This window comes from Vibrio sp. 10N.247.311.49, from assembly GCF_041467655.1.
GTDB classification, from domain to species: domain Bacteria; phylum Pseudomonadota; class Gammaproteobacteria; order Enterobacterales; family Vibrionaceae; genus Vibrio; species Vibrio crassostreae_C.
Genome location: NZ_JBFSVA010000005.1, coordinates 136,131 through 148,799, shown reverse-complemented (window position 1 = coordinate 148,799; position 12,669 = coordinate 136,131). Strand labels below are relative to the sequence as shown.

10 protein-coding genes and 1 pseudogene are annotated in these 12,669 nt (G+C 44.2%); 2 read left to right on the top strand and 9 right to left on the bottom strand.

Annotated elements, in window-relative coordinates:
- Positions 1-34 precede the first annotated feature (34 nt).
- From AB6E54_RS07670 to AB6E54_RS07660, 3 genes are all read right to left on the bottom strand, one after another.
- A complete protein-coding gene (locus AB6E54_RS07670) occupies positions 35-1,504 on the bottom strand; it encodes a DNA polymerase Y family protein (RefSeq protein WP_102319685.1) in 1,470 nt (489 codons plus the stop codon).
- Between the two features lie 3 nt (positions 1,505-1,507).
- Entirely contained in the window at positions 1,508-2,215 is a 708-nt protein-coding gene (gene imuA / locus AB6E54_RS07665) for a translesion DNA synthesis-associated protein ImuA (RefSeq protein WP_017063488.1), read from the bottom strand.
- 150 nt (positions 2,216-2,365) lie between these two features.
- Positions 2,366-3,106 (bottom strand): YciK family oxidoreductase, encoded by a 741-nt coding sequence (locus AB6E54_RS07660; RefSeq protein ID WP_017062135.1) that lies wholly within the window; start codon positions 3,104-3,106, stop codon positions 2,366-2,368.
- A gap of 137 nt (positions 3,107-3,243) precedes the next feature.
- Between AB6E54_RS07660 and sohB the strand changes: the two genes are divergently transcribed.
- Complete coding sequence (gene sohB, locus AB6E54_RS07655) at positions 3,244-4,311, top strand: protease SohB (RefSeq protein WP_065583981.1); 1,068 nt, start codon at positions 3,244-3,246, stop codon at positions 4,309-4,311.
- Between the two features lie 144 nt (positions 4,312-4,455).
- Here the strand turns inward: sohB and AB6E54_RS07650 are convergent, their stop codons facing one another.
- The 3 genes from AB6E54_RS07650 to AB6E54_RS07640 all read right to left on the bottom strand — a co-directional run bounded on the left by AB6E54_RS07650 (position 4,456) and on the right by AB6E54_RS07640 (position 9,363).
- Positions 4,456-6,018, bottom strand: coding sequence for a SpoVR family protein (locus AB6E54_RS07650; protein ID WP_050634858.1), 1,563 nt, complete (start codon positions 6,016-6,018; stop codon positions 4,456-4,458).
- A gap of 11 nt (positions 6,019-6,029) precedes the next feature.
- Complete coding sequence (locus AB6E54_RS07645; protein ID WP_017062133.1) at positions 6,030-7,301, bottom strand: YeaH/YhbH family protein; 1,272 nt, start codon at positions 7,299-7,301, stop codon at positions 6,030-6,032.
- A gap of 127 nt (positions 7,302-7,428) precedes the next feature.
- Positions 7,429-9,363, bottom strand: coding sequence for a PrkA family serine protein kinase (locus AB6E54_RS07640; RefSeq protein ID WP_017062132.1), 1,935 nt, complete (start codon positions 9,361-9,363; stop codon positions 7,429-7,431).
- Positions 9,364-9,742: 379 nt separating this feature from the next.
- On the opposite strand from AB6E54_RS07640, the pseudogene AB6E54_RS07635 reads away from it, so the two are divergent.
- Positions 9,743-9,883: pseudogene (locus AB6E54_RS07635) on the top strand (MipA/OmpV family protein); the annotation flags it as partial.
- Between the two features lie 108 nt (positions 9,884-9,991).
- Here the strand turns inward: AB6E54_RS07635 and AB6E54_RS07630 are convergent.
- From AB6E54_RS07630 to AB6E54_RS07620, 3 genes are all read right to left on the bottom strand, one after another.
- Positions 9,992-10,492 (bottom strand): YfbU family protein, encoded by a 501-nt coding sequence (locus AB6E54_RS07630; protein WP_017066932.1) that lies wholly within the window; start codon positions 10,490-10,492, stop codon positions 9,992-9,994.
- A gap of 223 nt (positions 10,493-10,715) precedes the next feature.
- Positions 10,716-11,456, bottom strand: coding sequence for a pyruvate formate lyase 1-activating protein (pflA, locus tag AB6E54_RS07625; RefSeq protein WP_010437353.1), 741 nt, complete (start codon positions 11,454-11,456; stop codon positions 10,716-10,718).
- A gap of 164 nt (positions 11,457-11,620) precedes the next feature.
- On the bottom strand, positions 11,621-12,610 hold the full coding sequence (locus AB6E54_RS07620; RefSeq protein ID WP_102332498.1) for a lipid A deacylase LpxR family protein: 990 nt from the start codon (positions 12,608-12,610) through the stop codon (positions 11,621-11,623).
- Between the last annotated feature and the right edge of the window lie 59 nt (positions 12,611-12,669).

The following is a 12,669-nucleotide window of genomic DNA, read 5'->3' as shown; positions in this document are numbered from 1 at the left end:
AACAAAGTTTCTTGCTGACTTACGTTCTTACCGACTAGCTAAATAAGCCGTGCAAAAACCACTGTTTATCTGGCGTTCTAAATATCCAGAGCCACCGACCGTTTTCGCTGTGAGCAATAAAGTAGTCACGAATGACCTTCTCTCCGTCCCACCAGCCAGACACAATGCGCTCTGGGCCTTGAGATAAGGTGACGCTTTCGGTTAAGGCTTCGGGCTCTGGCAGTAAAATACTGGGCCTGAGCCGCTGTTGAACGACGCTGAGAGCTATGGTTTGTTGCTCGCTCTCTGGGGGTGTTTGCCTTTTTGTCACAGACTTACTCAGTGTTGGGAGCGAATACTGATTGGCCTTTTCTGGCCTTGGGTCGTGCTGTATTTTTGGTGTTTGAATACAGGCTTGTCCAAGCTTTGCTTGCAGTAGTGAGAGCAAATCTAACGCGGCAAGTGTTCCGGTATTACCATCAAAAAGATCATGGTAGGCCATTTGGGGTTCTCCATGACGAACCAAGCTGAGGGTCAGTCCTTGAACCGGTGCGGTGAGCTTGAGTGACTCTAAGGTGAGATGAGTAAGGTTCGCCCATTTTTCAGCAAGGTAATCACCTTGTGCCGAATAAAAAGAGACAGGGTGATCGTCTTTATCTCTTAGGTGTAAAGTCAGAGTTAACTCGAAAGCCACTCGATCGCGTAGCTTCAAAAAACATTCGAGTTGATTCAGTAATTTCAGCAACGGCTTTTCGATAAATAGGATGTTTTCAATATCAAACAATAGCTCCAAATATTGCTGGAAATTCTCTGGTGGATGATAGAAATCAATCGGGTGCTTGAACTGGCCGTTAAGGCGACCGACATAATTCACCAAGTCGATATCAAAGCGGCGTGCGACCTCTTGCAAAGGCAGCTTTAATAAGTCTTCAACGGTATTGATACCGACACGGTTCAGGCGTTCCACTTGCTTGGTCGGTAGCTCACTGGAAATTAATGCTTGTTGATTGACCCAAGTTTTCATCTGCTCAATATTGTTTGTTGCTTGGTTGATCGCTTGCTTACCCAAAAGGATCGCAGAAAGCGGCGAATAACCCGTAGCGAAGCTGAACTGGATATTGAGCGTTTCTAAGTGGCTTTTGAGCTCATGCCAGTAGTTATCTAGCCCGTCGTAAAGTGACAGCATGTTAGAGGCTTTAATCAACAAACCATTAGGTGGCAATAACGCCATGTCGGAAGTGACCAGATACGCCCATTGAGCGATCTCTTTAAGCTTACTTTTCTCCAGTTCAATACTGTAAGGGTGGACGTGTAAGTTGTGGCACAAAGCTGCTGCAGACCCTAAGCCCATACCAAGCGAAATTCCCGATTGCAGCGCAGCTGGGTTTGCTTGCAGTACATGGTGATCTTTTTCATCCACGATGATAATAGGTTGTTCGCGTGAGTCTTCGCTCGAACCCAATTCATTAGAGTTAAACAAGGTATCCAACTGCAGAGATGGAAAGTGCAGATAAAGCCACAACATACGTTAGCCTTGCTTCGCAATAGGAAAAGCCAGCACAGTGTTACCAGACAAAGCGCGGTCTGAATTGTCTTCATAAACGACTTTCTCTGTGAGTAACGGCCAGTAGTGTGTCATGTCTAGAATAAAGCTGCCATACGACCAGCTGCCTTTTCTCTTAGTCACTTCAACCTTTAATCCCTGCGCGTGAGAAGAGAGTTTCATGCTTAAGGAAACGGGCAGGGATAATTGATTATGGCTGGTGGCTTTAAAGTGAAACTGCAGGCACTTACCGGTTTCACTGGCTGCTTGTAGGCGCTTTGTTTGGTGTATTTCTAGATCGGCTCCCCATAGCAATACAGAGTGACAAGCGCCGCTTTTGAGGCACTGCTCAGCTGCCCACAACGCATCGAGATCGCGTTGAGGCTGGATAACGAGAATGTTTTCTAATTCAATGCCTTGGCTGTTAAAAAACTCAGCACAGATCTTCCCTGGCGGGTTAATGAATATGGCCAGTTTTTGCGAGTTTTGTTGAGATAAATAGGGCGTCAGTAGGCGAAGCTCGCCGATCCCTTGTTGTGATTCAACTTCAATAACGCCGTGCGTCGGGAAGCCGCCATCAAGCTGTTTATCCAGTTGAGGATAGCCTGTTGAAGTGGTGCTTCCTTGCGTTGTTGATTGTAACCCTTTCCAGATTAGCTGGCGGTCTTGTAAGTTTTTTATTAGTTCATGCATAATTAAATACCTGTATATTTATACAGTATATTTAACAATGAAAAAGATGCAAAGAGAAATGATGAAAATTAGCGGCAGTAATAGTTGATTGATTTAGATACAAAAAAGCCGCTATGGAAGCGACTTTTTACTATTGGTCAATGATATCAGTTACTTAGGTTGAGCATCGATACATTGGCCATTAATGTCTGTCACACTTGGGTTCATTAAGTGTAGGTACAGTGGGATGATGTCGAGTGGCGTTTTCAGCTTGTTCGCATCTTCACCTGGGTACGCTTTTGCACGCATACGTGTTTGAGTACCGCCTGGGTTGATCGCATTAACACGGATGTTTGTGTCTTCAAGCTCATCCGCTAAGATCTGCATCATCCCTTCGGTAGCAAACTTAGAAATCGCGTAAGTGCCCCAGAATGCACGGCCAGAGTGACCAACGGTAGAAGAGGTGAATACGATACGACCTGCTTCTGCTTTTTTAAGTGCAGGTAGCAGAGCTTGAGTCATCAAGAACTCAGACTTCACATTGATCTGCATAACATCATCAAAGGTTTCTTCATCAATCTGCTCAAACGGGCTCAGAGTGCCAAGAACGCCAGCATTATGAAGTAGGCCGTCTAAACGACCGAACTGTGATTGAATGGTTTCAGCCATATCAACGTAGTTCTGCTTTGTCGCACCTTTTAAATCCAATGGGATAATTGCAGGCTGCGGGTAACCAGCGCTTTCGATTTCATCGTAAATGAATTCTAGGTTTTTAACATTGCGGCCTAACAGAATGACAGTTGCGCCATGTTGAGCGAAGCTTAGTGCAGCTTGGCGACCAATGCCAGCACCGGCACCTGTAACCAAAATTACTTTATCTTTGAGGGCATCTGTAGAGATTGGGTAATCCACTGTGCTTATCCTTCTTTCTTTTATTATGTTCGTCATTCCATTGATGTTTAATCACACAGATAACCGCAGGAATGATGAGAAATTCTTGGTAATCGTGACAAGATGGTTACAATACACTAATTCATACAATAGGGGATATGACATTGGAATTTTTGTTGGACTACGGCTTGTTTTTAGCCAAGATTGCGACCGTTGTAATCGCCATCATTGCAATTTTAGTCATTGCTAAATCTGTGGGTGGAAAATCAAGCGCGATTAAAGGTGAGCTGGAAATCACGAACCTATCTGAACACCATAAACAGACGATTGAACAATTAGAGCACCATCTACACGATGATGCTTTCATCAAAGCCCGTGATAAAGCAGAAAAGAAAGCGGAAAAAGAGAAAGTAAAATCACGCGGTAAAGAAGTGAAGAAAGCAGCGAAAGAGGGTGAGCTTGATAGCAAGCGTGAACCACATCTATTCGTTCTTGATTTTAACGGCAGCATTGATGCGAAAGAAGTGGCTTCATTGCGTGAAGAGGTAACGGCGGTTCTGGCTGTGGCTCGTGAAGGCGATGAAGTCTTACTTAAGCTTGAATCTGGCGGTGGCATGGTTCATGGCTATGGTCTGGCGTCTTCTCAACTTGATCGTATCAAAGCGGCTGGCCTGCCTTTGATTATCTCGGTAGACAAAGTAGCAGCAAGCGGTGGTTACATGATGGCATGTATCGCAGACAAAATCGTATCAGCACCTTTTGCTATCGTTGGTTCTATTGGCGTGATTGCTCAACTACCAAACTTCAATAAACTGCTTAAAAAGCACGACATTGAGTTTGAACAGCTAACTGCGGGTGAGTACAAGCGCACACTGACTATGTTTGGTGAGAACAGCGATAAAGCACGTGAGAAGTTCAAAGAAGAGCTAGAAGAGACACACGGCTTATTCAAAGACTTCATTCGTGACCATCGTCCAGCGCTAGACCTTGATAAGGTTGCAACGGGTGAGCACTGGTTTGGTACACAAGCACATGAACTTGGGCTGGTGGATGAGATCCGTACTTCTGATGACTTAGTTGTTGAAGCATGCAAAGACAAGACGGTTTTAGCGATTCACTATGTACAGAAGAAAAAGCTGTCAGACAAGCTAGCTGGCGTGGCAGGTAAATCTGCAGACAGCGTGCTGATGAAGCTGATTGAACGCGGTCAAAAGCCGATTGTTTAAGCTTATTTAGTTCGAGCCTTAAAAAGAAAGCGCATAAGTCATCAGACTTATGCGCTTTTTTATTGCTCCACTTCCGAGCGGGTGACCACTATGTTGTAGGGGGAGCGGAGTTTTATACCCATAATCTACTTACTATGATGGGTATTAAATCTTGGCTCCATAGTCATTGCGTTTCGGACAAGTCGTCAGGATTTCTCGATGACCCGTGTCTTTGAGCTCTTCCAAAATCACATCAAAGCCCCACAAGCGATAGAGATGCTTCATCACTTCGTCGTAGCCTTTATCAAGCGGGATGCGGTCGTGAGGCACATATTGCAGTGTCATTGAGCGGTCACCACGAACATCGACATTAAACACCTGAATGTTTGGTTCAAGGTTACTTAGGTTGTATTGCGCCGCAAGCTTCTCACGAATCAGGCGATAGCCCGGATCATCATGAATAGCACTCACCTCAATGGTATTTTTACGGTCGTCGTCGAGTACAGAGAACAGCTTAAAGTCTCGAATGATTTTTGGAGAAAGGTATTGGCTGATGAAACTTTCATCTTTGAAGTTGTGCATCGCAAAGTGCACCGCTTCTAACCAATCACTTCCTGCTAACTCAGGGAACCACTCTCTATCTTCATCGGTTGGCTCTTCACAGATGCGTCGGATGTCTCTAAACATCGCAAAGCCAAGCGCATAAGGGTTTATTCCGCTGAAATAAGGGCTGTTGTAGGCGGGTTGTGCGACGACACTGGTATGGCTGTGTAGGAATTCTAAGATGAACTTATCACTCACCAAGCCTTCGTCGTAAAGGTGGTTAAGAATGGTGTAATGCCAGAAGGTTGCCCAGCCTTCGTTCATCACTTGAGTTTGTTTTTGAGGGTAGAAGTATTGGCTCACTTTGCGAACGATGCGAACACACTCTCGTTGCCAAGGTTCAAGCAGTGGTGCGTTCTTCTCGATAAAGTAGAGAATGTTTTCTTGAGGCTCGCTAGGAAAGCGGATCTTGGTCTCTTCTTCCTTACTTTTATTTTGAGGAACGGTTCGCCATAGCTCATTCACTTGAGATTGCAGATAAGCTTCGCGTTCTTCTTGTCTTGCTGTCTCTTCTGCAATGGAAATCTTCTCAGGGCGTTTGTATCGGTCTACGCCGTAATTCATCAGTGCGTGACAAGAATCAAGGAGCTGCTCGACTTCAGCAACACCATATTTCTCTTCACAACCACTGATGTACTTCTTAGCAAACAACAAGTAATCGATGATGGAACTGGCATCGGTCCATGTTTGGAACAGGTAGTTGCCTTTAAAGAAAGAGTTGTGGCCATAACAAGCGTGAGCCATTACCAGCGCCTGCATTGTGACCGTGTTCTCTTCCATCAGGTAAGCGATACAAGGATCGGAGTTGATTACGATTTCGTATGCCAAGCCCATTTGGCCATGCTTGTAGTTTTGCTCGGTTTGAATGAATTTCTTACCAAAAGACCAGTGGTTGTAATTGATAGGCATACCAATGCTCGAGTAGGCATCCATCATCTGTTCTGAAGTAATCACTTCAATCTGGTTTGGGTAAGTGTCTAAACGGTAATGCTGCGCCACACGCTTAATTTCTACGTGGTATTTCTCCAAGAGGTTGAATGTCCAATCTGGACCATCAGGCAGCATCTTGTCGTTTTTCTTCTTTGCAGCTTTGTCTTTCTCTGCAACGTTTGATTTCGCTGTCATGGCAAACTCCCTTACGCTGTCTCTTTCTGGAACAGTTCTCTAAACACAGGAAAAATATCATCCACCGTTTTAATGTTTTTCATGGCGAAGTTGTCAAAGCTACTCTCGAGTTTTTCGTATTCGTGCCAAAGCGTTTGATGAGAGCGGCGTGTTATTTCGATGTAAGAGTAATATTGGCAAGTTGGCAGAAGCGTATTGACCAGTAACTCTTTACAACGAGGAGAGTCATCAGCCCAGTTATCGCCATCAGAGGCTTGTGCTGCATAGATGTTCCACTCATTAGCAGGGTAGCGGTCTGCGACAATTTCCTTCATCAGTTTCAGTGCGCTCGAAACAATGGTGCCACCCGTTTCTTGTGAGTAGAAAAACTCATGTTCGTCGACCTCTTTAGCCTGAGTATGGTGACGAATAAACACAACATCGACGTTTTCGTAGGTGCGATTTAAGAACAGATACAGAAGAACATAAAAGCGCTTCGCAATATCTTTTGTGGCCTGATCCATAGAGCCCGATACATCCATTAGACAGAACATCACGGCTTGGCTAGATGGAATAGGGCGCTTCTCGTAGTTTTTAAAACGTAAGTCGAAGGTGTCAATGAACGGCACGCTTTCAATCTTTTTACGTAACTCGGCAATCTCTTCTTTGAGGCGACCTTCCTCAAAAGGTTGTGCCGGCTCCGTCATTTTAACTTGGTCAAGCTGTTCCATCAGTAGGTTAAGCTCGCGCTTTTTACCTGCTGTCATCGCGGTTCTACGAGCCAGAGATTGCTGTAGTGAACGAACGATAGCGATGTTGGATGGAATCCCCGCGCTTTGGTAACCAGAGCGGTGAGTTTTCCATTCGGTGATTTTGTTGACCTGATTTTTCTCTAGATTAGGTAGAGCTAAATCTTCAAAGAGAATATCAAGATACTCATCTTTTGAAATTTGGAAGGTAAATTCATCTTGGCCTTCGCCGTCAGGGCTTGCGTCGCCTTGGCCTGAGCCACCACCTTGACCACCACCTTTAGGGCGTTCGATTTTATCGCCAGTGATGAACTGATCATTACCTGGGTGAACGCGCTCTCTTACGCCGCCTTGACCTTGGTGAAAGTTCGGCTCTTTGATGTCTTTATGGGGAATAGTGACGTCTTCACCTGTTTCTGTATTGGTGATTGAGCGTCGGTTAACTGCATCGGCCACAGATTCTTTGATTTGCTCTTTATGGCGTCGTAAGAAACGCTGTCTATTCACAGCACTCTTATTTTTGCCATTGAGCCTCCGATCGATAAATTGTGCCATAAGAACTCCCTCTCAGCTGATGTCGCGATCCTACTTTTTATTCGGGTATAAGAGTTATTGATTTACTAAGGTATAAAAGTTATTGGTTTATACGAGCTGCTCAGTTGAGCAGCTCAATACCGTTTAGTTATGAGGATTTACGAACTCTTAGGTACCACTCAGATAGCAGTCTCACTTGCTTCTCGGTGTAGCCTTTTTCCATCATACGAGCAACGAAGTCGTCATGTTTTTTCTGATCATCCGTTGAGGTCTTAGCATTGAACGAAATAACAGGAAGTAGCTCTTCTGTGTTAGAGAACATTTTCTTCTCAATCACAGTGCGCAGTTTCTCGTAGCTCGTCCACACTGGGTTTTGACCGTTATTGTTGGCTTTGGCACGAAGCACAAAGTTCACAATCTCATTTCGGAAGTCTTTAGGGTTACTGATACCGGCTGTCTTCTCGATTTTCTCTAGTTCGCCATTCAGAGAAGCACGGTCAAATAGTTGGCCTGTTTCTGGGTCGCGGTACTCTTGGTCTTGAATCCAGAAATCTGCGTAGGTGACATAGCGGTCGAAGATATTCTGACCGTACTCAGAGTAAGACTCTAGATAAGCGGTTTGAATTTCTTTACCGATGAACTCTACGTAGCGTGGCACTAGGTATCCTTTCAAGAACTCTAGGTACTTCTCGGCGGTCTCTTGAGGGAACTGCTCCCGTTCGATTTGCTGCTCAATAACGTAGAACAGGTGCACTGGGTTCGCGGCCACTTCGGCTTGGTCGAAGTTAAACACACGAGACAGGATCTTAAAGGCGAAACGCGTTGATAGCCCAGACATGCCTTCGTCAACGCCAGCATAATCTCGGTACTCTTGGTAGCTCTTCGCTTTTGGATCGGTGTCTTTTAGAGTCTCACCATCGTAAACACGCATCTTAGAGAATAGAGATGAGTTTTCAGGCTCTTTTAGTCTCGAAAGAATGCTGAATTGCGATAGCAGATCGAGTGTGCTTGGTGAGCAAGGCGCTTGGGATAGCTCACTGTGCTCAAGCAGTTTCTTGTAGATCTTAACTTCTTCAGACACACGCAGACAGTAAGGGACTTTTACAATGTACACACGGTCGAGGAATGCTTCGTTGTTTTTGTTGTTACGGAAGGTCTGCCACTCAGATTCGTTCGAGTGAGCGAGAATCATACCGTCAAATGGCAGTGCAGAAAGCCCTTCGGTACCGTTGAAGTTACCTTCTTGTGTTGCCGTAAGTAGAGGGTGTAATACTTTGATTGGCGCTTTGAACATCTCCACGAATTCCATCACACCTTGGTTGGCTTTACAAAGCGCACCAGAGTAGCTGTAGGCATCAGGATCATCTTGAGAGAAGTGTTCAAGTTTACGAATATCAACTTTACCAACCAGAGACGAGATATCTTGGTTGTTTTCATCACCTGGCTCCGTTTTCGCGATCGCAACTTGATCGAGAATAGAAGGGCGCAGTTTGATGACTTTGAATTTGGAAATATCACCACCAAAATCGTGCAGACGTTTCGCTGCCCACGGAGACATAATTGAGCGAAGATAGCGTTTCTCAATGCCATATTCATTCTTCAATAAGTCGCCGTCTTCGTTAACGTCGAATAGACAGAATGGGTGATCGTTTACTGGGCTTCGTTCACCGTCAGCAGACAATACATAGATTGGTAGTTTCTGCATCAGGGCTTTGAGTTTTTCAGCGAGAGAAGATTTACCACCGCCCACAGGGCCAAGTAGGTAAAGGATTTGTTTACGTTCTTCTAAACCTTGCGCAGCATGTTTTAAGTAAGAAACAATCTGTTCAATCGCATCTTCCATACCGTAGAAATCTTTAAATTCGCTGTAGCGTGAGATGACACGGTTCGAGAAAATACGACTCAGTTGAGGGTCTTGAGCAGTGTCAATAACCTCTGGTTCGCCAATGGCTAGTAATAAGCGCTCGGCAGCATTAGCGTAAGCACTTTTATCGTCTTTACACAGCCCTAAGAACTCCTGCAATGTCAGCTCTTCTTCCTTGGCTGCTTCATAACGTGATTGATAGTGGTCAAAGATACTCATAGTCACATTCCCCTTGTTAACCAGTCAAAACTGACGAGCGATTGAAAAATAGGCTCTCCCTACATTTTAAGGTTAGACCCGCTTCCACAATTTTGCTTAACAATTATGTATTTATTTACAATTTTGCGTGTGAAAAACGTGGCGAGCGCAATAGGCAACTTGAGGCGCGTAGAATCAAATTATTTTACATTCGAGGGGATCTGGCCGTTTGTTTTGAGATTTTAGGTCGCTTAACAATACTCACAATGGATTTATGTGCATTAGATGTATAACTGGGCTCTATTGATTTTTGGAATGGGGTACCATATAATGCGCTAAGTTATCAAAAATTGCTCAATAAATAGGTAGATGTAGTGAAGAATAATGGGTTCAAAATAGTGGCTATCTGCATGTTACGCCAAATGTTCGAGTAACTGGTGGCGTTCGTTATACCAACCTTGAAGGTGATATAGAGAATAGCCCAATACTTGAAAGTGGTATCAACATGGCCGCGAACGTTGGTGTTGCTTACGTTTTCTAGTTGCTTTGGTTTTTCTCTTTGTGTGCGAACATTAAAAAAAGGGTTACTCATGATGAGTAACCCTTTTTCTTGAAACTTTTTAAAAGTTATCGCTGATCTATTAACGAATTAAGCGCTAAAGATTTGAGATAGCTCTGTCGCACATAGGTGGTACTGACGAGGGCAGTTGCGCCATGTTGTTAGCATGCGACGGTACTTCTCTAGCATTGGCATCTGGCTATTGAAGTGGTGATCGGCTTTGTCGAATTGAGGGTAAAGACCTTCAGAATCAACAAGGAAACGCACGTAGTGTACGATCTGCGCTTCAGAAGCGATATCAAAACCTAAGAACTGCAGGCGACGTTGGTCTACTTCAGCACGCTCTTGTTCTGCAAGCATTTTGTTCGACTCTTGCATTGCATGGTACATCTCCATGATGTCGATAATTTCGCGACATTCTGCTTCAGTCAAACAACCAAACTCTTTGTTAAGTTCACGCATTTGGAGTTCGTAACCACGTTCTACAATCGTTTGTAGACGCTGGTATTTCGCGGAGTTCTCAGGATCCATTTGAGACATTAGGTAGTATTGATTTGATAGAATTAGACGCTGAGCATTGGTCATTTCCATGGGAGGAGCCTCACTAAAAACTAAATGTTGTATTCTTTTGTTGCAGTAAGAGTAACAGCATTCCTACGAGTGGAAACATGATCTCAACACGGATTTAATATGATTTTTTGAGTTGATAAAAAAAAGTTGTAAAGAAAAGTGAAAGGATAGTTAGCGCTAGAAAAGAAAACGCCCCAATCGAAAATAAGGCGTTTAAAATAGAGGTTGAGCATCGTCTGCAGTATTAGTATTTTACGTTTGAATGATACTGGCTAAGAACAGCAACAATCTCATCCATTTTCTCTTTGCTTGGCGGATTTGTACCTTCAAGAGGGTAGTCAAAACCAAGTGCTTCCCACTTATGTGCACCCAGCTTATGGTATGGAAGCAGCTCTACTTTCTCGATGTTATCCATGTCTTTGATGAATTCACCTAGCAGATGAGCATCTTCAGGCGTGTCCGTGTAGCCAGGGACAATCACATAACGAATCCACGTCTTCTTACCGATTTTGTGTAGGTAGCGCGCAAAATCCAGAGTACGTCTGTTTGATACACCAATGAAATCGTGGTGAATCTCATCTCGCATGTGCTTAAGATCGAGCATCACTAGATCAGAGGCTTCTAGTACTTCGTCAACCACTTCAGTGTGCTTACGAATGTAGCCATTAGTATCAAGACAAGTGTGGATGCCTTCAGCTTGAGCTGCGCGGAAAAAATCACGAACAAACTCAGGTTGTAGCATCGCTTCACCACCAGAACAGGTGATACCACCGCCCGAAGCTTTCATGAAATGACGGTATGATTTTGCTTCGTTGATGATCTCTTCGACCGTTACTTCCTTTCCGTCATGAAGATCCCATGTATCACGGTTATGACAGTACATACAACGCATTAAGCAGCCTTGAAGAAACACAATAAAGCGGATACCAGGGCCATCGACAGTACCACAAGATTCGAATGAGTGAATGCGACCAGTTGTAGACATGAGCTATTCTCGTAGAGGAATTTATACCGTTTATTTTATTACAAAATCGGTACATAAAATAGGGTCAAATGGTAACGAGACCTTTAAAAATAAAGGCAACCACCTGTGAAGATGATTGCCTTTATTAAACTTGAAAAGTAAAGGACGAAAGCCCTTACTGGTGGCTAGAAGAAAGCAAACATTGTGATACCGCCAGTGGTGTACACTGACTCTTTCGCTTCTTCGTAATCCGGTGTTTTTGCTGTTAGCGCGAAAGATGCACCAACGTATTGGTTATACCAAGCCACACCAAGCACAGCAGTAGCCTGAATGTTCTCTAAAGTCACATCGTATTGTTCTGGATTCGGCCAATTATCTTCGATTTCAGAACGATCACCTTCGATAGTCAGGTCGTTGAATCGGTAGCGACCTTCAAGGCCGGCATAGGTAAACCAACCAGCGTTTGATGCGCCGATCATGCCAGGTTTGAATGGGTTTTCTGTGGTGATGTTAGCTGCACCAAAGTTACCGCCTAAGTCCGTACCCCAACGGAACATAAAACCAGTCGAGATATCACTTCTAAAGTTACCGACGTTGATTTCAGAAACGTTAGAGATTTCGTAGTCAGTATTCGCAAGAGCTTGATTACGCATTAGGTTGAAATGGCTTAGGTAACCAACGCTTCCCGCCCACTCATCATCAACTTGGTATTCCCAACCCATCGGCTCATCCGACTTAGTGATTGAGTGAACCAGCTTTTGAGCATCTTCAGACAGTGCACGTTCGCCCGTAGTACCAAACGTGATATTAAAACGCTGGGCTTGCTGTGGGTTTAAGCTGATGTAATTGAATTCAGTGTGAAGGTAACCTGCGTATGGGCGATCATTAGGCGATGGCGTTTCTAACTCAATGTCAGAAGGCGTATACATCTTGTGGCCAATGGTGATTTCCCACTTGTCTAGAGAGCTTGCGCCCCAGTAGGAAAGACTCAATGGTTTTACCCAGTTATATGGCGTAATACTTGATGATGTGTAACCCAGAAATAAGCCGTTGGTATAGTCTTGGTCGACACCAAAAATACCATCATTATCTAAAGCAAAAGTTAACGTAGAACGCTCAGAGGCTAAAGATGAGAAAGAGAGAAGAATCAGGGGTAAACAACGCAGGTATTTCATGGAGCAGTTACTCTTAAATTATGAACCGCGATATTACCGTAATTTGACAGAATTTGTGG

What these genes read in the sequence shown, in the direction of transcription:
- AB6E54_RS07650 (WP_050634858.1), bottom strand. Translation starts at nt 6,018, where the DNA reads ATGACAGCGAAATCAAACGTTGCAGAGAAAGACAAAGCTGCAAAGAAG.
- pflA (WP_010437353.1), bottom strand. Translation starts at nt 11,456, where the DNA reads ATGTCTACAACTGGTCGCATTCACTCATTCGAATCTTGTGGTACTGTC.
- AB6E54_RS07620 (WP_102332498.1), bottom strand. Translation starts at nt 12,610, where the DNA reads ATGAAATACCTGCGTTGTTTACCCCTGATTCTTCTCTCTTTCTCATCT.
- sohB (WP_065583981.1), top strand. Translation starts at nt 3,244, where the DNA reads ATGACATTGGAATTTTTGTTGGACTACGGCTTGTTTTTAGCCAAGATT.
- AB6E54_RS07645 (WP_017062133.1), bottom strand. Translation starts at nt 7,301, where the DNA reads ATGGCACAATTTATCGATCGGAGGCTCAATGGCAAAAATAAGAGTGCT.
- AB6E54_RS07630 (WP_017066932.1), bottom strand. Translation starts at nt 10,492, where the DNA reads ATGGAAATGACCAATGCTCAGCGTCTAATTCTATCAAATCAATACTAC.
- imuA (WP_017063488.1), bottom strand. Translation starts at nt 2,215, where the DNA reads ATGCATGAACTAATAAAAAACTTACAAGACCGCCAGCTAATCTGGAAA.
- AB6E54_RS07640 (WP_017062132.1), bottom strand. Translation starts at nt 9,363, where the DNA reads ATGAGTATCTTTGACCACTATCAATCACGTTATGAAGCAGCCAAGGAA.
- AB6E54_RS07670 (WP_102319685.1), bottom strand. Translation starts at nt 1,504, where the DNA reads ATGTTGTGGCTTTATCTGCACTTTCCATCTCTGCAGTTGGATACCTTG.